This is a genomic window from Halorubellus litoreus (assembly GCF_055378595.1).
Genome location: NZ_AP043836.1, coordinates 1,382,053 through 1,406,823 on the forward strand (window position 1 = coordinate 1,382,053; position 24,771 = coordinate 1,406,823).

The 24,771-nt window shown below is 69.1% G+C and carries 25 protein-coding genes; 19 read left to right on the forward strand and 6 right to left on the reverse strand.

Annotation, left to right across the window (positions count from 1 at the left end; genetic code table 11):
- The first annotated feature begins 135 nt into the window (after positions 1-135).
- Positions 136-1,128, forward strand: coding sequence for an alpha/beta hydrolase (locus ACZ48X_RS11155; RefSeq protein ID WP_336349648.1), 993 nt, complete (start codon positions 136-138; stop codon positions 1,126-1,128).
- A gap of 140 nt (positions 1,129-1,268) precedes the next feature.
- Positions 1,269-2,234 carry an oxidoreductase gene (locus ACZ48X_RS11160; RefSeq protein ID WP_336349647.1) on the forward strand — a complete coding sequence of 322 codons (966 nt, stop codon included), beginning with the start codon at positions 1,269-1,271 and terminating at the stop codon, positions 2,232-2,234.
- Between the two features lie 111 nt (positions 2,235-2,345).
- Here the strand turns inward: ACZ48X_RS11160 and ACZ48X_RS11165 are convergent, their stop codons facing one another.
- From ACZ48X_RS11165 to ACZ48X_RS11180, 4 genes are read right to left on the reverse strand one after another with little or no spacing between them, the layout of a single operon-like run.
- Complete coding sequence (locus ACZ48X_RS11165; RefSeq protein ID WP_336349646.1) at positions 2,346-3,083, reverse strand: SDR family oxidoreductase; 738 nt, start codon at positions 3,081-3,083, stop codon at positions 2,346-2,348.
- 38 nt (positions 3,084-3,121) lie between these two features.
- Positions 3,122-3,799 (reverse strand): helix-turn-helix domain-containing protein, encoded by a 678-nt coding sequence (locus ACZ48X_RS11170; RefSeq protein ID WP_336349645.1) that lies wholly within the window; start codon positions 3,797-3,799, stop codon positions 3,122-3,124.
- Between the two features lie 48 nt (positions 3,800-3,847).
- Positions 3,848-4,354 (reverse strand): 2'-5' RNA ligase family protein, encoded by a 507-nt coding sequence (locus ACZ48X_RS11175; protein WP_336349644.1) that lies wholly within the window; start codon positions 4,352-4,354, stop codon positions 3,848-3,850.
- 40 nt (positions 4,355-4,394) lie between these two features.
- Complete coding sequence (locus ACZ48X_RS11180; RefSeq protein ID WP_336349643.1) at positions 4,395-4,589, reverse strand: DUF7554 family protein; 195 nt, start codon at positions 4,587-4,589, stop codon at positions 4,395-4,397.
- Between the two features lie 313 nt (positions 4,590-4,902).
- Between ACZ48X_RS11180 and argG the strand changes: the two genes are divergently transcribed.
- The 9 genes from argG (at position 4,903) to argF (ending at position 14,635) form a co-directional block, all read left to right on the forward strand.
- On the forward strand, positions 4,903-6,315 hold the full coding sequence (argG, locus tag ACZ48X_RS11185; protein WP_336349642.1) for an argininosuccinate synthase: 1,413 nt from the start codon (positions 4,903-4,905) through the stop codon (positions 6,313-6,315).
- A complete protein-coding gene (gene argH, locus ACZ48X_RS11190) occupies positions 6,315-7,889 on the forward strand; it encodes an argininosuccinate lyase (protein WP_336349641.1) in 1,575 nt (524 codons plus the stop codon). The genes argG and argH overlap by 1 nt, the downstream gene beginning before the upstream one ends.
- A gap of 235 nt (positions 7,890-8,124) precedes the next feature.
- Complete coding sequence (gene lysW / locus ACZ48X_RS11195) at positions 8,125-8,289, forward strand: lysine biosynthesis protein LysW (RefSeq protein WP_166042218.1); 165 nt, start codon at positions 8,125-8,127, stop codon at positions 8,287-8,289.
- A 97-nt stretch (positions 8,290-8,386) separates the two neighbouring features.
- Complete coding sequence (gene lysX / locus ACZ48X_RS11200) at positions 8,387-9,298, forward strand: lysine biosynthesis protein LysX (RefSeq protein WP_336349681.1); 912 nt, start codon at positions 8,387-8,389, stop codon at positions 9,296-9,298.
- Positions 9,298-10,371 carry an N-acetyl-gamma-glutamyl-phosphate reductase gene (gene argC / locus ACZ48X_RS11205; RefSeq protein ID WP_336349640.1) on the forward strand — a complete coding sequence of 358 codons (1,074 nt, stop codon included), beginning with the start codon at positions 9,298-9,300 and terminating at the stop codon, positions 10,369-10,371. The genes lysX and argC overlap by 1 nt, the downstream gene beginning before the upstream one ends.
- A 1-nt stretch (position 10,372) precedes the next feature.
- Positions 10,373-11,308 (forward strand): acetylglutamate/acetylaminoadipate kinase, encoded by a 936-nt coding sequence (locus ACZ48X_RS11210; protein ID WP_336349639.1) that lies wholly within the window; start codon positions 10,373-10,375, stop codon positions 11,306-11,308.
- Positions 11,305-12,435: an aspartate aminotransferase family protein gene (locus ACZ48X_RS11215; RefSeq protein ID WP_336349638.1), complete on the forward strand. Its 1,131-nt coding sequence runs from the start codon at positions 11,305-11,307 to the stop codon at positions 12,433-12,435. The genes ACZ48X_RS11210 and ACZ48X_RS11215 overlap by 4 nt, the downstream gene beginning before the upstream one ends.
- A gap of 28 nt (positions 12,436-12,463) precedes the next feature.
- On the forward strand, positions 12,464-13,672 hold the full coding sequence (locus ACZ48X_RS11220; RefSeq protein ID WP_336349637.1) for a [LysW]-lysine hydrolase: 1,209 nt from the start codon (positions 12,464-12,466) through the stop codon (positions 13,670-13,672).
- A gap of 24 nt (positions 13,673-13,696) precedes the next feature.
- Entirely contained in the window at positions 13,697-14,635 is a 939-nt protein-coding gene (gene argF, locus ACZ48X_RS11225; protein WP_336349636.1) for an ornithine carbamoyltransferase, read from the forward strand.
- Positions 14,636-14,647: 12 nt separating this feature from the next.
- Here argF and ACZ48X_RS11230 read toward each other — a convergent pair whose 3' ends face one another.
- Positions 14,648-15,127 carry a hypothetical protein gene (locus ACZ48X_RS11230; RefSeq protein ID WP_336349635.1) on the reverse strand — a complete coding sequence of 160 codons (480 nt, stop codon included), beginning with the start codon at positions 15,125-15,127 and terminating at the stop codon, positions 14,648-14,650.
- Positions 15,128-15,248: 121 nt separating this feature from the next.
- Positions 15,249-16,115, reverse strand: coding sequence for a DUF8054 domain-containing protein (locus tag ACZ48X_RS11235; RefSeq protein WP_336349634.1), 867 nt, complete (start codon positions 16,113-16,115; stop codon positions 15,249-15,251).
- Positions 16,116-16,246: 131 nt separating this feature from the next.
- Here ACZ48X_RS11235 and ACZ48X_RS11240 point away from each other — a divergent pair, with 131 nt between their 5' ends.
- The 8 genes from ACZ48X_RS11240 (at position 16,247) to ACZ48X_RS11275 (ending at position 24,769) form a co-directional block, all read left to right on the forward strand.
- Positions 16,247-17,323 (forward strand): TrmB family transcriptional regulator, encoded by a 1,077-nt coding sequence (locus ACZ48X_RS11240; protein ID WP_336349633.1) that lies wholly within the window; start codon positions 16,247-16,249, stop codon positions 17,321-17,323.
- Positions 17,324-17,589: 266 nt separating this feature from the next.
- Positions 17,590-19,038: an extracellular solute-binding protein gene (locus ACZ48X_RS11245; protein ID WP_379762027.1), complete on the forward strand. Its 1,449-nt coding sequence runs from the start codon at positions 17,590-17,592 to the stop codon at positions 19,036-19,038.
- A gap of 91 nt (positions 19,039-19,129) precedes the next feature.
- Complete coding sequence (locus tag ACZ48X_RS11250; protein ID WP_379762025.1) at positions 19,130-20,062, forward strand: carbohydrate ABC transporter permease; 933 nt, start codon at positions 19,130-19,132, stop codon at positions 20,060-20,062.
- Positions 20,059-21,072: a carbohydrate ABC transporter permease gene (locus ACZ48X_RS11255; protein WP_336349630.1), complete on the forward strand. Its 1,014-nt coding sequence runs from the start codon at positions 20,059-20,061 to the stop codon at positions 21,070-21,072. The genes ACZ48X_RS11250 and ACZ48X_RS11255 overlap by 4 nt, the downstream gene beginning before the upstream one ends.
- Positions 21,073-21,074: 2 nt before the next feature.
- Positions 21,075-22,253, forward strand: a complete 1,179-nt coding sequence (locus ACZ48X_RS11260) for an ABC transporter ATP-binding protein (RefSeq protein WP_336349629.1) — start codon at positions 21,075-21,077, stop codon at positions 22,251-22,253.
- 2 nt (positions 22,254-22,255) lie between these two features.
- Positions 22,256-22,456 (forward strand): hypothetical protein, encoded by a 201-nt coding sequence (locus ACZ48X_RS11265; protein ID WP_336349628.1) that lies wholly within the window; start codon positions 22,256-22,258, stop codon positions 22,454-22,456.
- Positions 22,457-22,626: 170 nt separating this feature from the next.
- Positions 22,627-23,730 carry a Gfo/Idh/MocA family protein gene (locus tag ACZ48X_RS11270; protein WP_336349627.1) on the forward strand — a complete coding sequence of 368 codons (1,104 nt, stop codon included), beginning with the start codon at positions 22,627-22,629 and terminating at the stop codon, positions 23,728-23,730.
- Between the two features lie 64 nt (positions 23,731-23,794).
- Entirely contained in the window at positions 23,795-24,769 is a 975-nt protein-coding gene (locus ACZ48X_RS11275) for a sugar phosphate isomerase/epimerase family protein (RefSeq protein WP_336349626.1), read from the forward strand.
- The last annotated feature ends 2 nt before the right edge of the window (positions 24,770-24,771 follow it).

The window sequence follows — 24,771 nt, forward strand, 5'->3', positions numbered from 1 at the left end:
ACAGACGGAGTCCGTGAGCCGCAGGGAGCGGGTCGACAAAAGGTGGTTGTGGCGCGTACGGCCCGGACCACTCGCCCGCGATCTGCGTTTCTGCGACCGGTGCGTCTTTGTTCGAGTCGGCGGTATGGTGGAACGATGGGTTGGGAGCGACGGCGTTGGCTGCGGGCGCTCGGGGTCGCTGGGGCGACTGGCGTGGCCGGGTGTGCGGGGCGTGGTACTGGGACGACGGGGACGGCGACCGACGGTGGGTCGACGACGCGGGCGACGTCGGTGACGGAGACGCTGACGGAGACCGCGACGGCGGAGTCGGAGCTGCTCGGGGACCCGGATGCGGAGACGGAGTTGGCGACGGTGTACCGGGACGTGCAGTTCCGCGACACGGAGGACGGGCGGTTGTTGTTGGATTACTATCGGCCGCGGGACGTGGAGGGGCCGGTGCCGCTCGTGGTGCACGTCCACGGTGGGGCGTGGGCGTTCGGATCGAAGGGCGGTGGGCGGTTCAGGCGCGTGCCGCTCTCGGAGGGGGCTGCGTTCGCGTCGGTCGGGTATCGGTTGAGTGACGAGGCGTCGTTCCCGGGCCCGGTTCGGGACGTGGTGGCGGCGATGGCGTGGTGCCGCGAGCACGCGGACGCGCTGGGCGTGGACCCGGATGCGGTCGGGTTGACGGGGGAGTCGGCGGGCGGGCACCTGTCGACGCTGGTTGCGGCGGCTCCGGACGTCTCGAACTTGCGGCCGGCGGGCGTGAGCGCTCGCGCGGCGCGCGCGTCGTGCGTGGTGTCGGTGAGTGGCGTGTACGACTTCGGGGTCGAGGACGGTGGGGTCGGCGGGACGCTCGTCCGCCGGTTCCTCGGCTGCGAAGACCAGGCGTGCGAGCCTCAGCGGACGCAGGCGTCGCCGGTCACGCACCTGGACGCGAGCGACGCGCCGGCGCTCCTGTATCACGGGACGGCGGACCGCGTCGTCCCGTACCGGCAGGCCGAGCGGTACGTCGCGGCGGCCGAGGACGCGGGGATGCCGGTGTCGCTCGTGACGGGCGAGGGCGGTGCGCACGTGACGCCGTACGCTGGCGACTGGGGCGACCGCTACGAGCGACGGCAGCGCGAGTTCCTCCGCGAGCACCTCTGGTAGCGTGGCGTCGTCGCGTTCGCCTCGATGAAGTCCCGCGTCGACCGTCGCCCGCGGCGGGGGCTGTCGCAAGCCCGAGAGCATAAAAATGGGCTTTCAGGTTAGCATCAGTTTCTCCGCTTCGCTCGGCATTGGACGTCGTAATGACGTCGGAGAGACCATCAGGAGAGTGGACCGCGGAAGCGATGCCCGACCAGTCGGGTCGCACGGTCGTCGTCACCGGCGCGAACAGCGGACTCGGGTTCGAGAACGCCAGCGCGTTCGCCCGGAAGGGCGCGCACGTCGTCATGGCCTGTCGAAGCCTCGACAGGGCGAGTCGGGCGCGGCGAGAGATCGAGTCGGCCGTCGACGACGCGTCGGTGACCGTCCTCGAGCTCGACCTGGGTAGTCTGGATTCGATTCGCTCGTTCGCGTCCGAGTTCGAGGCAGCGTTCGACCGTCTCGACGTGCTCGTCAACAACGCGGGCGTCATGTTTCCGCCGTATTCGACGACCGAGGACGGGTTCGAACGCCAGTTCGGCGTGAACCACCTCGGGCACTTCGCGCTCACCGGGTTGCTCCTGGATCGCATCGTGGAGACGAACGGGGAGACGCGGGTCGTCACCGTGAGCAGTGGGGCTCACCGGAACGGCGACGTCGATTTCGACGACCTCGATCGCAGAGAGTCGTACAGTCGATTCGAGGCGTACGGCCGGAGCAAGCTCGCGAACCTGCTGTTCACCTACGAGCTCGACCGTCGACTCCGTGCGGGTGACCTCGATACGATTGCCGTCGCGGCACACCCGGGCTGGTCGGCGACCGGACTCCAGGCCGGTGACTCCGAGATGGGGACCTCGTTCGCTCGGCGGGTACTCGGTCGCATCGGGAACGCTATCTTCGGGCAGTCGGCCGCGGAGGGTGCGCTGCCGACGCTCTACGCCGCAACCGCCGAGAACGTCGATGGCGGTCACTACTTCGGCCCGGACGGCTTCATGGAGATGCGAGGAAGTCCGACTCGGGTCACGTCGAACGCGAAGTCGTACGACCACGAGACGGCACACCGACTGTGGACGGTCTCCGAGGAGATGACGGGCGTCGCGTTCGACGTCGAGTCGAAGCTGGTCGCGTAGTATCCAACGCAGCGGCCGGTCCGGTTCGTGGCGCGGAAGCGAGTAGCGTGCTGGAGAGAGGGGTGGTGGCGCGTGAGGGGTGGCGGTGGATGGCGTGCCGGTACCCTCGGACTACGTCTGTCCGGTCGGCCGGATGAGGAGTTCGTTCACGTCGACGTGCTCGGGCTGGGTCGTGGCGTACACGATGCCGCGTGCGATGTCCTCGGGGTCGAGCGTGGGCATCTCTATGTCGGCGAGCTCTTCGAGTATCTGGTCGTCGGTGATGTGCGTCGGGAGTTCCGTCTCGACCGCGCCGGGTTCCACGACCGTCGTCCGGATGTGCTGGGTCGTGACCTCCTTCCGGAGTGCTTCGGTGAATCCGTTGACGCCGAACTTCGTCCCGTTGTACCCGCTGAAGTTCTCGGAGGCGAAGCGACCGGCGACCGAGGAGACGTTGACGACGTGCCCCGTCTCCTGGTCCTGCATGACCGGCAGCGCAGCGTGGGTGAGGTTCATCAGTCCGAGGAGGTTGACCTCGACCATCTGCCGGAGGTTCGACCGCTGGGCGCGTTCGAGCGGTTCGACGAGCATCACGCCGGCGTTGTTGACGAGGATGTCGATGCGACCGTACTCGTCCGTGGTCGTCTCGACGAGGGAGTCGATGTCGTCCTCGTCGGTGACGTCGGTGGGGACGACGAGGGCGTCGCCGCCGTTCGACTCGATGCGGTCGGCGAGCGCGTGCAGTTCGTCTTCGCGGCGAGCGGCGAGGACGACCGTTGCGCCTTCGGCTGCGAGCGCTTCGGCGGTTGCTTCACCGATTCCGGAGGACGCACCGGTGACGATCGCGACGTCGTCGGCTATCTCTGACATCACCCGAGAGTACTGGCTGCACCGAGGAGAGAACCACGCTAGACTGTAAGTTCGTTTAAATACTGTTCGGGGCCGAGGGTCTGACTGATGAGTTGCTGTTCGGCGCGACGGATGAGGTCCGACGCGGAGGGAGCGGTGATGTCGAGTTCGGCGGCGAGTTCCTGGGTCGACATCCCGCGCGGGGAGTCGTAGTAGCCGCCCGCGAATGCGATGGAGAGCGCCCGGTACTGCTTCTCGGTGAGTCCGAACCTGTCGCGTTCGCCGGGGTTCTCGGGGTCGGATGCGATGTTCAACAGCTCGAAGGGGATCCCGTGCACCTCGCATCTGTCTCGGAGCGTGCTGAACGCCTCGTAGTTCGAGAACACCTTCAGTTCTCGCAGTCCCTCACCGGTGACCGCGGCCTCCAGGAGCACGCCTTCGAACTCCGAGGGATTGTGGGAGGCGAACAGGTCGGACGCGCCGTCGATGGTCACCTGGTAGAACCAGCCGTCTGCGGTCTGGCCGATGGGCGCGACGTCGGTGAGTTCGGGTTGTGCGTCCAGCTCTCGCTCGAAGACCGCTCTGGACTCGTCGTCGACGCTGACGGTGACGAGATGCGTTCCGTCTTCGAGTGGCACGGTGTTGGCGACCGATATCTCGGGGCTCGGGAGCGCTCGCGCGAGGTCGACCAGGGGGAGCGTGGGGTCGGCGAGCAGGATCTCTGCGACGATTGCCATACCGGGCGAACGGTGTCGAGTGGCATAATCTACGGTGGCTTGGGTGCTTCAGGCGGGGAGGCGTATCTCGCCGGCTGGTTCCTCGAGGTGGGCGTCGTAGAATTCGAGGCGTTCGACGGTCCATTCGATTGATTCGACGTCGATGCTGGCGGCGCGTTCGGCGGCGTCGGTGGGGCCGTCGCGGGCGAGGGTGACGTGGGGGACGTAGTCGTCGCCGCCGAGACCTGGGAGGCTCCCGAGTTCGTCGACGAGGCGGTCGTGGGCGTCCTGGAGGCCGGGGGAGTCGACGGTGAGGTAGACGACGGGGCCGGTGCCGGAGGTCGGGTTCGCGAAGTAGTCGATGCCGTCGATGCGGACGGCGAACGGCGGGAGGCCGCCGAGTGCGTTCCGTACCTGGCGTTGGACGCGGTGGCGGTCGCTGGGCGTGCTGGCGTCGAGGCGTTTCGCGAGGAGCGTGTGGTCGCTGGGGTGGTGTGCGAACTCGACGAGCTGGGGGTGGAGGTCGCTCGCGAGCCGGCGGACGCGTCCCGGGACGGGGACGTTCAGGCTGTACACGTGCGTTCGTTGCGTCGGTGCGGCCTAATGTCGTGTGGTTTCAGAGCCGGTCGAGCAGCCAGAGGACGATGAGGATGAGGATGACGACACCGAGGAGCGGCTGGAGGGGGCCGAGCAGCCAGCCGATGGTGCCGAGTATCATCCCGAGTATCTCGAGGACGATCCAGACGACGACGAGGACGAGGACGATCTTGAGGAGGTCCTCGACCTCGATTCCGGCGCGATTATCGAGCATATGCGGTCTCACTGGGGCTATCGGCTTAAAGACCCGGCAAAGTCACGGTAGTGTGTGACGAGTTATCGTGCACGTGTGGCGGTCAAGCCTTGCCGGCCCGCCAAGCTTTAGTAGTATGTACCCAGTATGTATCTTCACGATGGTTCAGCACCGTACGTCTGCGTTCGCGGTCTCCGCGAGCGGTGCTGCCGTGTCCCTTCGAACGCCGCGACCGGCCCGTTAGGGCCACTTACACTACTTTCTCGACTCGCGGCGCATTGCACTTCGACCACTTCGACGGCGGGGGTTCCGCCGTCACGAACATCGACACCACATGACACACGACGATACCACGCACGACGACACGGCAGCCACCGGCGCACAGTACGCGGAAGACAACCTCGACACGACGCACGTAGAGAAGGTAGACGGGGGCACGGTCGCGCTCGCGTTCTCGGGCGGCCTCGACACGACGGTCTGCGTCCCCCTCCTCGAGGACCTCTACGGGTACGACGAGGTCGTGGGCGTCACGGTCGACGTCGGCCAGCCTCACGCGGAGTTCGTGGAGGCGGAGGAGACCGCCGAGGCGCTCGACCTCGAGCACTACGTGGTCGACGCGAAGGCCGAGTTCGCGGACCTCTGCTTCGAGTCCGTGACGGCGAACGCGACCTACCAGGGGTACCCGCTCGGGACGGCGCTCGCGCGCCCGGTCATCGCGGAGGCGATCGCCGAGGTCGCCCAGGATGTCGGCGCGGACGCGGTCGCGCACGGTTGCACGGGGAAGGGTAACGACCAGTTGCGTTTCGAGGCGGTGTGGCGCGACACGGACATGGCGGTCATCGCACCGGTTCGCGAGCTCGGGTTGACGCGCGAGTTCGAGCAGGCGTACGCGGCGGAACTCGACCTCCCGGTGGAGGGCGGGAACGAGGGCGACTGGAGTATCGACACGAACCTCTGGAGTCGCTCGGTCGAGGGCAAGGATCTCGAGGACCCGGCGTACGTGCCGCCGGAGGACATCTACGATTGGACGACCGAGCCCGGCAAGGTGACGGCGCCGACGCTCGTCCAGATCGGGTTCGCGAACGGGCTCCCGACGGGCGTCTCGGTGCTCGAGGGCCCCGAGTCCGTGCAGGAGACGGCCGCGGACGCGGTGACGGCGGCCGCTGACGCGGACGAGGCGAAGAGCGCCATCGCGACCGGGGAGCCGGTCGCGGTCATCGAGTACCTGAACGCGCTCGCCGGCGCGTACGGCGTCGGCCGCACGGACATGATGGAGGACCGCATGCTCGGCCTCAAAGTGCGCGAGAACTACGAGCACCCCGCCGCGACCGTGCTGCACGCCGCGCACGAGTCCCTGGAGGGTCTCGTATTGACGAAGGACGAGCGCGACTTCAAGGCGACCGTGGACGACGAGTGGGGGCAGAAGGCCTACGAGGGCCTCGTGCATTCGCCGCTCTCGCAGGCGCTCGGTGGGTTCCTCGACGTCGTGAGCGAGAAGACGGAGGGGACGGTGACGGTGAAGCTCGCGGCGGGCCAGGCGCGCGCGGTCGGTCGCGACAGCGAGCACGCGGTGTACTCGGAGTCGGCGGCGTCGTTCGACACGTCGACCGTGGACGGTATCGAGCAGGCGGACGCGACGGGCGTCGCGAAGTACCACGGGTTCCAGGACCGTCTCGCGAACTCGGCTGGCTCGGCGACCGAGTCCGAGGAGTCGACCGAGGAGACGACGCTCACTGCTGACGACTGATGACGGAGTTCCGCGACAACCGCACGGCGAAGACGACCGGTGACGCCAGCGATAGCACCGGGGACGCGCTCGGCGAGGGCGCCGACGGCGACGCTGTCGGCGGGACTGGCTCGGGTGCGACGGACGGCGGGACGGCGGTCCGCGGCGAGCGCTTCAGTGGCGGGCCGGCGCGCGGGTTCCTGTCGTCGATGGCGGCGGACGAACGCATCTTCGAGGCGGACCTGGCGGTCGACCGCGCGCACGTCGTGATGCTCGCGGAACAGGGTATCGTCGGCGACGACGAGGCCGGCCAGATACTGCAGGCGTTGAACGTCGTGGAGGTCGAGGAGCACAAGGAATTGCCCGATGGCGAGGACGTCCACGAGGCGATCGAGTCGAAGGTCATCGCCATCGCTGGCGACGTCGGCGGGAAGATGCATACCGCGCGGTCGCGGAACGACGAGGTCGCGACGTGCATCCGCTATCGCCTGCGCGAGGACGTGCTCGCTGCGCTCGACGCGGTGAACGACGCGCGTGCGGCGCTCGTCGAGGTCGCGGACGCGGAGGGCGAGACGCTGATGCCGGGCTATACGCACCTGCAGTCGGCGCAGCCGACGACGGTCGGGCACTGGGCGCTCTCGTACGCTGGCGCGCTCGCTCGCGACGCCGACCGCTTGCTGGACGCGTACGAGCGCGTGAACGAGTCCCCGCTGGGTGCGGCGGCGTTCGCGGGGACGCCGTTCGACGTGGACCGCGACCGTACCGCGGAACTGCTCGGGTTCGCGGGACTCGTCGAGAACGCGACGGACGCGGTCGCGGCCCGCGACCACCTCGTGGAGGTCGCGTCGGCGCTCGCGAGCGTCGCGACGCACCTGTCGGGGCTCGCGGAGGACCTCGTGATCTTCGCGAACCGCGGGTTCGTCGAGCTCGACGACGCGTACTCGTCGACCTCGTCGATCATGCCCCAGAAGAAGAACCCGGACACGCTCGAGCTCGTTCGCGCGACCGCGGGCGACGCGAGCGCCGGACTCAATGGCTTGCTGTCGACGCTGAAGGGCCTGCCGCGTGCGTACAACCGCGACCTCCAGTCGGCGACGCCGCACGTGTGGTCGACCGTGGATGCGGTCACCGAGGCGACGTCGGTCGCGGCGGGTGCGGTGGCGACCGCCGAGTGGCCGAGCGAGGCGCTCGCCGAGGCTGCTGGCGAAGGGTTCTCGACGGCGACGGCGGTCGCTGACGTGCTCGCGATGGCTGACGTGCCGTTCCGGCAGGCCCACGAGGTCCTGGCGACGGCGAGCGAGCAGGCGGATGGGTCGGCGCCGAGCGTCGACACTATCGCGGCGGTCGTCGAGGACGTCCTCGGCGAGTCCATGGAGACGTACGTGGACGAAGCGACGGTCGCGGACGCGCTCGACCCCGCGGCGAACGTCGCGATGCGCGATTCGGTCGGCGGCCCGGCCCCCGAGGCGGTGGCGTCCCAGGTCGCGAACGCGGCGGACGCGCTCGCTGCGGACGAGGAGGCCGTCACGGGGAAGCGCGACGCGCTCGCGCTGGCGCACGAGACGCTCCAGGACGAGGTGTCCGACTATGTCTGAGACGGCGCTCGTCACAGGAGTGGCGGCGACGACGGACGTGGTCGACCTGCGAGGCGTGCGAGGCCGACTGCCACCAGCCCCACCACGGGGCAGCTATTCAAAGTAACCTGATATGTGGTTCGGGTTCGATGGCGAATTTTGCTTTCTCAGCACCGTTAGAGTGGTCTCTACGTAGTATAATATATTTGGTAAGTTCGGAAGGTTTATGTTCTTCGCGCCGGGAGTACCGGGTACGATGACGACATGCACCGAGTGCGGCGCCGACGTGGCGCTGCACGACGACGCGGAAGCCGGAGAGATCGTCGACTGCACCACCTGCGGCGCAGAGCTCGAAGTGATAGACGTCTCCCCGCCGGTCCTCGAGAAGGCCCCCGAGCTGGAAGAGGACTGGGGGGAGTGAGCGTGCAGACGACAGCCACCATACACCCCAAGACGACCACGCACCAGACGATGCTCGACGACGATACCACGCAGACCGCGAACGCGAGGTGGACGACGTGAACGTCGGCGTCCTCTACTCGCGCATCCGGCAGGACGAGAAGCTCCTGCTCTCGGAGCTGCGCGACCGCGGGCACGACGTCACGAAGATCGACGTCCGCAAGCAGACGTTCGACCTCACCGAGGCCCCTGAGGCGTTCGACGACCTCGACCTCGTCGTCGACCGCTGCATGGCGACCTCGCGGAGCCTGTACGCGACGAAGTTCTGCGAGCAGTACGGCGTCCCCGTCGTGAACTCCGCGGCGACCGCGGAGACGTGCGCGGACAAGGTCGAGAACTCGCTCGCGCTCGCGGCCGCGGGCGTCCCGACGCCGACGACGAAGACGGCGTTCACGACGGACGCGGCGATGGAGATAATCGACGAGTTCGGCTACCCCTGCGTCCTGAAGCCCGTGATGGGCTCGTGGGGGCGCCTGATGGCGAAGATCGACTCGAAGAGCGCCGCGGAGGCCATCCTCGAGCACAAGGCGACGCTCGGGCACTACGAGCACAAGGTCTTCTACGTCCAGGAGTTCGTCGAGAAACCCGGTCGCGACGTCCGCGTGCTCGCCGTCGACGGCGAGCCCATCGCGGCGATGGCGCGCTCGGGCGACCACTGGCTGACGAACGCCGCGAAGGGCGCGGACACCGAACCGTTCGAGCTCGACGACGAGGCTCTGGAGCTCGTCGAGATGGCGAGCGACGCGGTCGGCGGCGGCCTGCTGGGCGTGGATCTGATGGAAACCGACGGCGACCAGACCGATTGGAACTATACGGTCCACGAGGTCAACCACACCGTCGAGTTCAAGGCCCTGAACGAGGCCGTCGACACTGACGTTCCCTCGAAGGTCGTCGACTGGCTCGAGGCGAAGGCCGACGCCGCTGGAGGCGACGCCGACGTCGAGGACGCGGTCGCGGAGGTGTCGGACTGATGGCTGCAACGCCCACGGGCGACGTCGACGTCGACAGCGAGGCGGTGTCGGCGAGTATCGTCGGCGCGAGCGGGTTCGCGGGCGGCGAGCTCCTGCGCCTGCTCGCCGGGCATCCCGAGTTCGAGCTCTCGCAGGCGACGAGCCGCGAGTACGCCGGGAAGAGCGTGGGGAGCGTCCACCCGCCCCTGCGCGGGACGGACCTGCGCTTCTCGCAGCCCGGCGACCTCGAGAGCGTGGACGTGCTGTTCACGGCGACGCCCCACGGCGTCACGATGGAGCACATCGACGAGTACCAGGACGCCGCGGAACTCGTCGTCGACCTCTCCGCGGACTTCCGTCTCGACACCGAGGCGCAGTACGACGAGTGGTACGACGGCCACAGTTGCCCGGGGAAGCTCGACGTCGCGCAGTACGCGCTCCCCGAGGTCAATCGCGAGAACCTCGCGGGCGCGGACGTCATCGCGTCGGGTGGCTGTAACGCGACCGCGACCATCCTCGGGCTCTACCCGCTCGCGGAAGCGGGCATCCTCGACGGCGCGGACGTCGTCGTGGACGTGAAGGTCGGGTCCAGCGAGGGCGGCGCCGGCGGCGGCGCAGCCTCCAGTCACGCCGAGCGCTCGGGCGTCGTCCGCCCGTACGCGCCCACCGGCCACCGGCACGAGGCCGAGATCGAGCAGTGGCTCGGCACGAGCGTCTCGTTCACCTGCCACGCCGTGGACATGGTTCGCGGCGCGAGCGCGACCTGTCACGTCTTCCCCGACGGCCCGGTGAGCAACGGCGACCTCTGGGGAGCGTACCGCGGCGAGTACGACGACGAACCGTTCGTCCGCATGCAAGCCGGCGGTTCCGGGACGTACCGCTACCCGGAACCGAAGGCGGTCGCGGGCACGAACCACGCCGAGGTCGGGTTCGAACTGGACGCGTCGAACGAGCGTATCGTCGTGTTCTCCGCCATCGACAACGTCGTCAAGGGCTCCGCCGGTCAGGCGGTGCACGCGGCGAACGTCGCGCTCGGGTTCGAGGAGACCGCCGGCCTCGAGTTCGCGGGCCTGCACCCCGTGGGGAGTCCCTGAGATGACCACGGTCGTCAAGATCGGTGGCGCGCGCGCCGTCGACCCGGATGGGGCGCTCGCTGACGTGGCCGAACTGGTCGCCAGTGGAGAGCAAGTCGTCGTCGTTCACGGCGGCTCGACCGCGGTGGACGAGACTCTGGAGGCGCTCGGCGAGGAGCCCGAGTACGTGGAGACCCCCAGTGGGGTCGTCGGGCGGTTCACGGACGAGCGCACGATGGAGGTCTTCGAGATGGTGCTCCCCGGCAAACTGAACACCGACCTCACCGCTGGCCTCCTGAACGAGGGCGTGGACGCGGTCGGACTGTCCGGCGTCGACGGGAAGCTCCTCGCCGGCCCGCGGAAGTCCGCGGTCCGCGTCCAGGAGGACGGCAAGAAGAAGATCCGTCGCGGCGACCATTCCGGGACCATCAAGCAAGTGAACGCGGACCTCCTCGAGACGCTGCTCGCGGGCGGATACACCCCGGTCGCGACCGTCCCCATGGCGGGGAAGGACGGCGACCGCGAGGCGCGGAGCGCCTCGGACAGCGCGAGCGGCGACGACGAGGAGCCGCGAGCGAAGTGGCTGCCCGTGAACGCGGACGCGGACCGTGCCGCCGCGGCCATCGCTGGCGCGCTCGGCGCGGACCTCGTCGTCCTCACGGACGTCTCCGGGGTCTACGCGGACCCCGACGACGCGAGCACGCGCATCGACGAGGTCGCGACACCCGAAGACTGGAGCGACCTCGAGGACGCCGCTGAAGGGTTCATGACGAAGAAGGTCATGGCGGCCGAGGAGGCGCTCGAGGGCGGTGCGGCGAGCGTCGCGGTCGCGACCGCGAACGCGGACGCACCCGTAACGAGCGCGCTCGACGGCGACGCGACGACGATACTCCCCAGTGCGCTGCAGTCGGACGACACGGCCGAGGACGACGCTGACGCGGAGGTGTCGGCGCAATGAGCGGGTTCGTGTTCTCGGAGAAACCCATCAGCATCGAGCGCGGCGAGGACGTCCACCTCTACGACGATTCGGGGACCGAGTACCTCGACTTCGGCGCGAGCTACGCGTGCACGCCCGCCGGGCACTGTCACCCCGAGGTCGTGGACGCCGTCAAGTCCCAGGCCGGCGAGTTGCTGTACGCGCAGGCGAGCTACGGGAACGCGACGCGCGACGTGCTCTACGAGCGCCTCGCCGAGTTCGCGCCCGGTGGCCTCGACAACGTCTGGCTCTGCAATTCGGGGACGGAAGCGAACGAGGCGGCGTTGAAGTTCGCGCGCTCGGCGACGGGCCGCGAGAAGGTCGTCGCCGCGAAGCGCGCGTTCCACGGCCGCACGATGGGCGCGCTCGCGGCGACGTGGAAGGCGAAGTACAAGGCGCCGTACGAGCCCGTGATGCCGGGCGTCGAGTTCGTCGACTACGGCGACGAGGACGCGCTCGCCGACGCGGTGGACGAGGAGACCGCGGCGGTCATCCTCGAACCCGTCCAGGGCGAGGGTGGCGTGCATCCCGCGCCCGAGGGCTACCTGCAGGCCGCACAGGACGTCACGGACGACGCCGGCGCCGCACTCGTCCTGGACGAGATCCAGACGGGCGTCGGCCGCACCGGCACGCACTGGGCGTGCCAGTCCAGGGACGTGACGCCGGACATCCTGACGGCGGCGAAAGGCCTCGCGAGCGGCCTGCCCCTCGGCGCGACCGTGTGCGCGGACTGGGTCGCCGACGGCGCCGCGAGCCACGGGTCGACGTTCTCCGGGAACCCGCTCGTGGCCGCGGCGGCGACCGCGACGCTCGACGTCGTCGAGAACGAGGACCTCGCCGCGAACGCAGCCGACGTCGGCGGGCACCTCCAGGACGAACTGTCGGAGCTCCCCGTCCGCGACGTCCGCGGCGAGGGCCTCATGGTCGGCGTCGAGGTCAAGCGCGGCGCGAACCGCCTCCTGAAGGGCCTCGCCATCCAGGAGGGCGTGCTCGCGCTCCCCGCGGGCCGCACCGTCGTGCGCCTGCTCCCGCCGCTGACCGCGACCGAAGCGCACGCCGACGAGGTCGTCGACGCGCTCGCGAACGTGCTCGCGGAGGTGTCCGCCTGATGCCGAGTCAAGCGGGGGTGTCCGCCTGATGGCGAACGCGGACGCGACCGGCGCTACCGCCGACGCGGCTGACGGCGGCGTCGCGACCGCGGACGTCTCCGCGGCCGAAGCGCGCGAACTCGTCGCGGACCTCGTCGCCACGCCCTCGCCCACGGGCGAGGAGGCCGCGGCCGCCGAGCGCCTCGCGGCGTTCTTCGAGTCCCACGGCCGCGAGGTGTGGCTCGACGACGTCGGGAACGTCCGCGCGCCCGCGGACGACTCGGTGCTCCTCACGAGTCACGTCGACACCGTCCCCGGCGACGTCCCGACCTGTCTCACGAACGCCGACGCGAACCTCACGGACGCCGAAGCGGTCGTGAACGACGCCGGCGGCGACGACGTGACGCTGCCCACGGACGGCACCGCGCTCGTCGACGACGACGCGCTGCTGTGGGGGCGCGGGAGCGTCGACGCGACCGGGCCGCTCGCCGCGATGGCCGTGGCGGCCGTCGAGACGGGCGTGTCGTTCGTCGGCGTCGTCGGCGAGGAGACCACGAGCCGTGGCGCGCACCACCTCGTCGCCGACCGGGACGCCCCCGACGTCGTCATCAACGGCGAGCCCTCCGGGTGGTCGGCGCTCACGCTCGGCTACCGCGGGTTCGTCGCGGCGACGTACGAGGTCGCGACCGAGGCCGCGCACTCGTCGCTCCCCGACCTGAACGCCGTCGAGCACGCGACCGCGTGGGTCGAGGACGTCAAGGACGCCTTCGAGAGCCCGCTCGGCCCCGGTGCCAGTGCGGGCGACGACGCGAGCGTGTTCGAGTCCGTGACGGTCAAGCCCGTGATGGTGGACGCCGGCACGGAACCCGGCGGGAACGCGGTCACCGCGACCGTCGACTGCCAGTTCCGCATCCCCCCGGGGGTCGACGCGGACGACATCGAGGCGACAGTCGACAAGGTGACCAAGCGCGGCGTCGTCGAGTTCGGCGACGCCATCCCGCCGCACGTCGCGAGCCCGCGCTCCGAGCTCGGCCGCGTGTTCCGGACCGCCATCAGGCAGGCTGGCGGCGACCCGAGCCTCCTCCGGAAGACCGGGACCGCGGACGCGAACCTCTACGACGCGGCGTGGAACTGTCCCGTGGCCACGTACGGCCCCGGCGACTCCACGCTCGACCACTCGCCCGACGAACACCTCGTGCTCGCCGACTACGACCGCGCCGTCGCGGTCCTCGAATCCGTCGCCAGCGACCTCCAGTAACCACCAGCGGACGACCACACTATCATGAGTACACCGACGCCAGACGCGCCGAACGGATCGAGTCCAGAGCCACCACGCCACGTCCTCGACGTGGACGACCTCAGCGTGGAGACGTTCCACGACGTCCTCGACGAGGCCGCGAACTACGAGCACATGCTCGCCGCCGGGAACCCCCACCGGGACCTCCCCGAGCACACGCTCGGGATGCTGTTCGAGAAGCCCTCGACGCGAACGCGGATGAGCTTCGAGACCGGGATGACCCAGCTCGGCGGGCACGCGGTGTTCCTCGGGCCGGACGCGACGCACCTCGGGCACGGCGAACCCCTCAAGGACACGGCGCGAGCGCTCTCGGGGTACGCAGACGCGCTCGCCATCCGGACGTTCGACCACGCGTCCCTGGAGACGATCGCGGCGTACGCGGACGTCCCGGTGGTGAACGCGCTCACGGACGACGCGCATCCGTGCCAGGCGCTCGCGGACGTCCTGACGCTGAAGCAGACGTTCGACGACCTCGCGGACGTCTCCGTGGCGTGGGTCGGCGACGGGAACAACGTCGCCGCGTCGTTCGCGGTCGCGTGCGCGATGGCGGGCGTCGACTGCACGATAGCGACGCCGGACGGCCACGGGCTCCCGGACTCGGTCCTGGAGCGTGCGGCCGCAGTCGGTTCCGCGCCGACGGTGACGACGGACTTCGAGGCAGCGATCTCGGACGTGGACGTCGTCGAGACGGACGTCTGGGTGAGCATGGGCGAGGCCGACGAGAAGCGCGAGGCCTTCGACGGCTGGACCGTCACCGAGGACGTCCTCGAGGCCGCGGACGCGAAGTTCATGCACTGTCTGCCCGCGAACCGCGGCGAGGAGGTCACCGACGCCGCCATCGAGAGCGAGCGGTCGCTCGTCTGGCAGCAGGCCGAGAACCGCCTGCACGTCCAGAAGGCGCTGCTCGTCGAACTCCTCTCCTGAACCGGTTTTTCCTCAGCGCGCGAGCGCGACGGCGGTGCCGGCGCCGAGCAGGACGCCCCAGACGAGGTGGCCGACGAGCGGCATGACGGCGACGTTCGGCACGGGGAGGTCGGTCCCGAAGCTGACGGCGTTCAGCCAGAGCGGCCAGACGAGCCCGACGTTGACGAGCCAGAGCGCGGTCGCGTAGGCCGCGCCGAGGGCGACGCTCGGCGCGAGTTCGGTGGCGTGCTCGCGGAGGACGCCGGTGTCGACGAGGACGCCGAAGAACGCGCCGAAGAGCGCCGCGTGGAAGAGGTGTGCGACCCAGCCGACGGTGAGTGAGGGGTCGCCGAGCGTGTACATCGCGCCGATGGCGGTCATCCGACCGAGCTGGAACTGGATGAGTGCGCCGAACGCGAGCCCGGCGAGGACGCCGACGAGGGCGGTTCGGCCGGCGACCGCGGTTGGTCCGTACTCGAGCGTCGAGCCGTCCGGTGTCGTGTGCGTTGACATACCAGTAGCTCACCCTACACGTCAAAAGTGTTGGGTCGGCGATGCGTCGAGCGCGCACGGGCACGACGACCGCACGAGCGGACGCGATGACTGCCGGCAGGGGGAGCGCTCCGCGCCTCCGTCACTCGGGGTCAGGGAGCGTGAACAGCCTGCTGTCGCAGTCGCTGCACGCGAGGACGTGGTCGGGGCTGGCGCCGGCGCCGGCGGTGCCGCCGCAGCACTCGACGGTCGTGGTCTCCACGACGTCGCCGCCGCACGCCGGGCACTCGTCGAGGAACAGTCGGAGTGGACCGGCGGCGGCGACGCGCGTCGCGCGGTCGAGGTCGTGGTCGGCGAGCGCCTCGACGGCGGCGAGTTCGGCGACCGCGACGGGTCGCGTGAGCCAGGCGTCGCCGAGCGACGGGCCGTCGCCCCGGGAGACGACGACGTACGGACCGCGCCCGACGTCCTCGTCCTCGACGCTGACGGTCGCGTCCGCGAGGGCGTCGGCGACGTCGCTCGCGACCGCCTCCACGGGGTCGTCCCGGCGGTCGCGGATGCGGACGGTCCACGCCTCGCGGAACGCGTCGTCCAACTGGAGGTCCTCGCCCGCGGGCACGACGACGCCGGCGTCGACGAGCGCGCCGAGGGTCGCCTCGGCGTCGACGTCCCGCGGCGCGAGGTTCGCGTCGCCGGCCGTCCCAGCGGGTGCATCGTCCGCGGTCTCGCGGTCGCGACCCGGTGCGTTCCCGTGGTCGAACAGGCGCTCGCCGCCGGGAACGGCCGCGACGAGCCGCGGCGCGAACCGCGGCGTGAACGGGACCACGTACCCGCGTAGCCAGACGGCGAGCGCGCCGACGACCGCGACCGCGGCCGCGAGCGCGACCCGGTCGACGAGCGCGAGCGCCAGGACGACGGCCGCGACGACCACGACGTTCACCGCCGTGCACGGCCAACAGCGGGCCTCGCCCGTGTACCGAGCGTCGCGGAGGGCGTCGAACGTGGTCATTCGCGACACACTCCGGCGGCTCGCGACAAAGGGCTGTCGCCGGCCACGGCGCCCGCCTCCGCGTCAGCGCTCGGGCAGCGTGGAGCGCGGCCAGCCGAAGGTTCTTGCGCGTTCCCGTGCGAGTGAGCGGCATGGATTCCGAGGAGTTGCGCGAGACCCTGCAGGACGCCGGGCTGTCGCCGTACCAGTCCCGGGCGTACGTCGCGATACTGGAGCTCGGGACCGCGTCGGCGCGCGAGCTGACCGCGGCGAGCGACGTCCCGGACCCGCGCATCTACGACGTCGTCCGGGACCTCGAGGACCGCGGGTACGTCGAGACGTACGAGCAGGACCGCCTTCGGGTGCGCGCGCACGACCCGACGGAGGTGCTCGCGGACCTCGAGTCGCGTGCCGACCGGCTGTCGTCGGCGGCCGCGGAGATAGAGGAGCGCTGGGAGCAGCCCGAGCTGGACGCGCACGCGGCGAGCATCGTTCAGCGGTTCGAGACCGTCGTCGACCGCGCGCGACTGTTCATCGAGGACGCCGAGAACCAGATCCAGTTGTCGGCGAGCCCCGAGCAGTTCGCGGAGCTCGAGGACGCGCTCGCGGCCGCGGTCGACCGCGGCGTGTACGTCCAGTTGTCGCTGTACACGGAGGACGACGACCGGACGCCACTGCCGGCGTCGGACGTGCTCGCGTCGACGTGTACGGAGGCACGTCATCGCCCGATTCCGTCGCCGTTCGTCGCGCTCGTCGACCGGCAGAAGGCGTGCTTCGCGCCGCACGAGGCGGCGCGCAACGAGTACGGCGTGCTCGTCGACGACCGCACGCACGAGTACGTGTTCCACTGGTACTACGTCGGCTGTCTCTGGGAGATCTGCGAGGAGATCTACAGCGCGCGCAACGACGACCCGCCGATCGAGTACGTGGACGTCCGCGAGTTCATCCGGGACGTCGAGCCGCTCGTGGAGGCCGACGCGGTGGTGTCGGTGCACGTCGAGGGGAACGCGGTGTCGGGTGGCGAGGCGCGAGCGGTCGAGGGCGTGGTCAGTGACGTGTACTACGAGGGCGACGAGAGTGGGGACGCGCGGACGACGGGCCTCGTGGAGCTCGCGGGTCGGGCGTCGTTCACGGTCGCGACCGACGAGGGGTCGTTCACGGTCGGCGGGGAGGGCGCGATGCTGGAGGACCTGGAGGCGACGCGTATCACGGTCACCGCGGTCGACTGACTGCGGCCGCGTCGAGTGCCGGTGTCCACTATCTGACGAACGAGACACGAGTTCTTCGTCGTTTCCGGACTGGGCGACCGATGACGGCACGCACGTCGCAATACTTGCTTGACACGAACGCCACCGATCTGTATCACAATCTTACTACAACAGCTGTTGTATCCTCGTTATCTATATCTAATCCCCACATGAAAAACCGTGATATGCCTGCGAATGGCTCACACGATACCGACGGTAACTCGCGTAGCGTCTCCCGGCGCTCGTTCGTGACGGTCGCCTCAGCCACCGGCGCCGGCATCTCGCTCGCCGGCTGCATCTCCCAGAGCGGCGGTAGCGCGGAGAGCACCGCCGGGCGAACCGACGAACCGATACCCACCGAAGCACCGAGCGAGGACGTCACCGTCCAGTGGGCCGGCGACTCCAACTTCAAGAAAGCCGAGGGCGACATCAACGACGCACTCCACGCCGCAGGACTCCCCGAGAACATCTCCGTGGAGATACTCACCGGGTCGTTCACCACCGGCGACCGGCAAGCGAAGTACAAGAACGTCCTCTCGGCCGGGCAGGAGAAGCCGACCATCATCATGATGGACAACGGCTGGACGATACCGTTCATCGTCCGCGGCCAGATCATGAACCTCAGCGACGCCCTTCCGGGGTCGATGGTCGACACCGTCAAGAACGACTTCTTCGACGCGAGCGTCTCCACCGCGACGATGAACGGCGACCTCTACGCTCAGCCGCTGTTCGCAGACTTCCCGACCATCCAGTACCGCAAGGACCTCGTCGAGGAAGCCGGCTACGACCCGGACGGCGAGGACTGGGCGACCAACGCGATGAACTGGGAGCGGTTCTCGAAGGTCACCAAGGACGCGCTCGAGACGACCGACGCCGAGATGGGGTTCACGTTCCAGGCGAAGGCCTACGAGGGCCTGTCGTGCTGTGACTTCAACGAGTTCATGAGCTCGTACGGCGGCGCGTACTTCGGCGACCACGACAACCTCTTCGGGCCCGTCGGCGACCGCCCCATCACCGTCGAGGAACAGCCCGTCATCGACTCCCTGAAGCTGCTCCGGACGTTCATCTACGGGAGCGACGACGAGCACTCGATGGACGGCATCACCGGGAACATCGCACCCAAGCAGGTCCTCCAGATGACCGAAGAGCCGTCCCGCGAACCGTTCACGAAGGGGAAGGCCGTCATGCATCGGAACTGGCCGTACTCCATCGTCATCAACGGTGCCGAGGACGCGTTCGGCGAGGACCTCGGCGTGATGCCCATCCCCGAGGGCGTCCCCGCGAGCGACGCGAAGTACGACGGCACCGGCGGGCCCGTCGCCGCGCTCGGCGGCTGGCACCTCGCGCTCAACCCGAACGCCGCCGACGACCGCCTGCGCGCCGCGCTCCAGGTCCTCAAGACCCTGCAGACCGAACAAGCGCAGCTCTCGCTGTTCGAGATCGGCGGCTGGATTCCACCCGTCCCGGACCGCCTCGCGAGCAGCAAGGCCCAAGAGCTCGACGTCATCGGCCGCTACGTCGACACCCTGAAGCTAGCCGGAGAGAACGCCATCCCGCGCCCGGTGACGCGCGTCTGGAGCCAGCAGTCCACGCAGATATCCAAGGAGGTCAACGCCACGCTCCAGCAGAGCAAGTCACCGTCGAAGGCAATGGAGGACCTCAAGGCCTCGCTCGAACAGATAGAGGAGTCCGCCTGACCAGCCGACGATGGCTACCGACCAAGAGACGCAACCGGGCGCGCTCGCCGAACGCACGAGCAGCGGCCCGTACGCGGCCGTGGTTCGCTGGATGGAGAACCTCAGCGAAGCGCAGTTCGCGTACCTCCTGCTGACGCCAGCGCTCGCGTTGCTCGCCGCGATCGCGCTCTGGCCGCTCCTGTCGACGTTCCGGATGTCGCTGTTCGCGGACAACCTCGCCGGGCGCCTCGGCGGGTTCGTCGGCGTCGAGAACTACGTCGCGCTCCTGACCGGCCAGAAGAACGCGCTCCTGCCAGCGGACTTCGTCCCGACGGCGCTCACCGTCGAGGCGTTCTTCAACAGCGCGCTGACGGTGACGCTCATCTTCACGGTCGCGAGCGTGTTCTTCGAGACCATCTTCGGGTTCGCGCAAGCGCTCGTCCTCAACCAGGACTTCTTCGGGCGACGCTGGGCGCGCCTCGCCATCATCATCCCGTGGGCGGTCCCCATCGTCGTCCAGGGGATGATCTTCTTCCTGATGTTCCAGCCCGGCACCGGGTTCCTCATCGGTGGCGAAGGCAACCAGACGATACTGCAGACGCTCGGGCCGTTCGGGCTCGCGCCGTTCTCGAGCACCATCGACTCGACTATCATCATCATCGTCGCCGACATCTGGAAGACGACCGCGTTCATGGCGCTGCTCATCCTCGCCGGCCTGCAGAGCATCGACCGGAACCTCTACGACGTCGCGAGGGTCTCGGGCGCGTCGCCCTGGCAGCGGTTCAAGTACATCACGCTCCCGATGGTGCTCCCGACCGTGTTCGTCGCGATGCTGTTCCGCACCATCCAAGCGATGCGCGTGTACGGCGTCATCGAGACCGTCTCCGGCTGCGAGACCGTGCCGTCGCTGTCGTGTCTCGTCATCCGGTCGTTCGACAACAACCTGTTCGCGACCTCGGCGACCATCGCGTTCGTGACCGCCGCCATCATCGGCGTGTTCGTGAGCGTGTACATCGTCGGGTACGCACGCGAGGAGATGGCATGACTCAGGACACTCCCACGCCGACGGACGTCCCGGACGGCGACCCCGGTCGCGACCCGAACGACGTGTTCGACGGGGACGCCGAACTGAACCGCGGCCCGTTCCAGCGGTGGGTGGACCGCTCCATCAAGAACCCCGAGCGCGCCTACCGGGCGCTGTTCTACGTCGTCACCATCTTCTTCGTCGGGACGACGCTGTTCCCGTTCTACTGGCTGGCGATCCTCGCGCTCACGCCGACCGGCCCGAGCGGGACGCTCCCCGAGATCGGCCTGCTCCCGAACGGCTTCAACACGGAGACGTTCGTCATCATCTTCGAGCAGGTGGACTTCCTCCGGTACATGCTGAACAGCCTCGTGCTCGCGACCGCGACGACGATGGTCGTCCTCCTGCTCGCGAGCCTCGCCGGCTACGTGTTCGGCCGCCTCGAGTTCAGGGGTCGACGACCCCTGATGCTGCTCGTGCTCGCCATCTCGTACTTCCCGCCGGCGGCGTTCTTCCTACCGCTATGGGACCTGTTCAACGGGAACGTCGGCGTCGACCTGCTCGGGTTCACGATATCGAGCCCGCAGCTGTACAACACGCCCGGGTCGATGCTGCTGCCGTTCAGCGCGCTGTTCATGCCGCTGTCGATATTCATCCTGACGACGTTCTACAGTCAGATACCGGACGGCTTGGAGGACGCGGCGCGCATCGAGGGGACGACGCGCCTCGGCGCGCTGTTCCGCGTCATCATCCCGCTGTCCGCGCCGGGCGTCGCGACCGCGGGCGTCCTGACGTTCATCTCGGTGTACAACGAGTTCTTCTTCTCCTCGTTGATGACGAGCGGGCGGCCGAGCGACTGGGCGCCCGTCCTGAACGGCATCCTGCTGTTCCGGAACGCCGGCCAGTTCCAGACGACGTTCAACGCGATGGCGGCGGCGAGCATCGTCGCGGTCCTGCCGGTCACGATACTCGTCGTGATCGCCCAGGAGAAGATAGTCAGCGGCCTCACCGCGGGAGCACTCAAGGAGTAACCATGGCACGAGTTCAACTAGACGGCATCACGAAGCGGTACAGCGACATCGTGGCGGTCGACGACATGAACCTCGACATCCGCGACGGCGAGTTCGTCACGTTCGTCGGCCCGAGCGGCTGCGGGAAGTCGACCACGATGGAGATGATAGCGGGATTGACCACCCCGAGCGAGGGGACGGTCACCATCGGGGACACGGACGTGACGAGGTTCCCGCCGAAGGACCGCGGGGTCGCGATGGTGTTCCAGAACATCGCGCTGTTCCCGCACATGGACGTGTACGACAACATCAGCTTCGGGCTCCGGCTCCGGGACTACGACGACGAGGAGATCCGCGAGCGCGTGGAGCGCGCGACCGAGATCGTCCAGCTGGAGGGGATGCTCGACCGGCAGCCCGACGAGATGAGTGGCGGGCAGCGCCAGCGGGTCGCTATCGCGCGCGCTATCGTCCGGAATCCGGCGGTGTTCCTGATGGACGAGCCGCTCGCGAACCTGGACGCGAAGCTCCGCGTCCACATGCGGACGGAACTGCAACGCCTCCACAAGGAACTGGATACCACCATCATCTACGTGACCCACGACCAGGCGGAGGCGATGACGATGAGCGACCGGATCGCGGTCATCAACGACGGGCAGCTCCAGCAGATCGACCCGCCGCTCGTGTGTTACAACGAACCGGCGAACCTGTTCGTCGCGGGGTTCATCGGGTCGCCGTCGATGAACCTCGTGGCGGGCGAGGTCACCGAGAGCGGGTTCCGGGGCGAGCACCTGTCGGTCTCGTTCGACCCGGCGTCCGTCGGCGTCTCCCCGGGCGACCAGGTGACGCTCGGCGTGCGGCCGGAGGACGTGTATCCGGCGGCGAACGCGGCGGATGCGACGGACCCGAGCGGGCAGTTCGAGACGTTCACGGACGTCCTGGAGCCGATGGGGAACGAGATATTCGCGTACCTCCAGTTCGAGGCGACGTCGGGCGGGATGGACGACGACCCGCGCAACCAGTTGTTGATGAGCGTCGACCCGGACGCGGCCATCGCGGAGGACGAGCGGCAGTCGGTCGTCCTCGACCGGGAGAAACTCCACCTGTTCGAGACGTCGAGCGGTGACGCCATCGTGCACTCGCTCTCCGGGCAGTATCAGGCGACGACGACCGGCCCGGAGTCGGGCGCGGCGGGAGGTGACTAGCGATGCCGCTCAGCGTCGAGACGTACTTCGCGCTCGGCACGCTCCTGTTCTTCTTCTGGGCGTACGGCATCGCGTCGTTCGTCCTGGACGTGAAGAACAAGCTCGTGCCGGGGATCCGGCGGTACGTTCGAGGCCGTCGTCGGCAGCGCGAGCGCGCCGAACGGGAGCGAGAGCGAGAGGAGCGCGAGGAGCAACTGCTGTAACGACGCCGGGCGCCGCCACCCGGAACGAACCCGGCGGATGGACGGCGGAATCGACCGGTTCGACGGCGGAATCGACCGGTTCGACGACGCGTCACGCGGTACGCGACGCAGACGACACGCGGTACGCGACGCAGACGACACGCGGTACACGACGGAGACACCAACACACGATGCACGAAGGAGAAACGGTACGTATCGGAATCGTAGGACTGGGTGGCATCGCTCGCCATCACGCCGACCAGTTCGCGGCGCTTCGGGACGAAGGCGTCCCGGTAGCGCTCGCGGGAGGCATGGACATCGCGACAGAGGCGCGTGCGTCGTTCGGGGAGACCTACGGCGTGCAGACGTTCGCGGAGGCGGACGCGCTCTACGAGCACGTGGACGCGGTCGTGGTGACGACCCCGAACTGCTTCCACGAGGAGTACGTCGTGAGCGCGCTCGACGCGGGCCTGGACGTGCTCGTCGAGAAGCCGCTCGCGCACACGGTCGAGAGCGCGGAGCGGATCGCGGCCACTGCGCGCGCCGCGGACGGGTTCTGCATGGTCGGATTCCACAACCGGTTCGCACCCGAAGTGCGGACGCTGAAAGCCCACCTCGACGAGGGACGGTTCGGGGACGTCTATCACGTGGACGCGAACTACATCCGGCGCCGGGGCGTCCCGGGGCGTGGGTCGTGGTTCACGGACGCGGACGCGGCCGGCGGTGGCGCGCTCATCGACATCGGCGCGCACGCGATCGACCTGGCGCTGTACCTCATGGACTTCCCGGAGGTCGTGGAGGTCGCGGGGACGACGCGCTCGACGTTCGGCGGCCGCGAGGAGTACACGTACCTCGAGATGTGGGGCGAGGACGGCGACGGCGAGTTCACCGTCGACGACTCCGCGCACGCGCTCATCCGATGCGCCGGTGGAGAGACGATAGCGCTGGAGACGTCGTGGGCCGCGAACCGCCCGCCGGAGACGAGTTACGTCCTCCAGGGGACGGACGCTGGCGCGGAACTCGACCGCAAGGCGGAGTCCCTCGAGATCTACGAGGTCGAGGACGTCGGCGGCCCGCAGTTCGCGGACACGAGCGTCCGCACGGACGGCGAGCCCGCGCATCGCACCGAAGGCCGGCGGTTCGTGGAGGCGGTCGCCGCGGGCGACCCGCCGGGCACGAACACGGTCGACGAGGCGCTCGCGGTCCAGCGCGTCATGGCCGCGATCTACGAGGCCGCTGACTCGGGGGCCGCGGTCGACATGACCGACGAGTTCGCGGTCGAGGCCGACGACTGACGAGAGCGACGGGACGCACCGGCATCCGAACACGAAAGCAGCTACACGAGATTCACAGACACACATGGACATCGGCGTACTCACCGTTCCGCTCGGACAGGAATCACTCGACGACGCGCTCGACTACCTCGCGGGCATCGGCGTGGACGCGGTCGAACTCGGCTGCGGGGGGTTCCCCGGCCAGGACCACCTCGACCGCGAGGCCGTGCTCGACGACGAGGCCGCGCAGGCGGCGCTCCAGGAGGCGCTCGACGCGCACGACCTCCGTGCGAGCGCGCTCGCGACGCACAACAACCCGCTGCATCCCGACGGCGAGCGCGCGGACCGCGCTGACCGCGAACTCCGCGAGGCCGTCCGGCTCGCCGCTCAGCTCGACGTCGGCACGGTGACGTGCTTCTCGGGGCTGCCGGCGGGGAGTCCGGACGGGTCGGTCCCGAACTGGATCACGGCGCCGTGGCCCGAAGAGCACGCCGAGGCGCTCGATTATCAGTGGGAGCTCGCGGTCGACTACTGGCGGGACCTGGCGGCGCACGCCGACGAGCACGGCGTCGACGTCGCCATCGAGATGCATCCGAACATGCTCGTCTACGAGCCCGACGGCCTCCTTCGGCTCCGCGAGGCGACGAACGACCGGATCGGCGCGAACCTCGACCCGAGCCACCTCTACTGGCAGGGTATCGACGTCACGCACGCTATCCGCGTCCTCGGTCGCGAGGACGCCATCCATCACGTCCACGCGAAGGACACGAAGGTGTACGACGAGCACGCACGCCGGAAGGGCGTGCTCGACACCACCTCGTACGCGGACACGAGCGATCGGTCGTGGCTGTTCCGCTCCATCGGGTACGGGCACGACGAGGCTCACTGGAAGGACGTCGTCTCCGCGCTCCGCATGGCGGGGTACGAGGGCGCGCTCAGCATCGAGCACGAGGACGCGCTGACGAGCAGCCGCGAGGGCCTGGAGAAGGGCGTGGACGTCCTCCGGCGCGCGGTGTTCGAGACCGAACCCGGCGACGCCTACTGGGCGGGCGGTGAGTGACG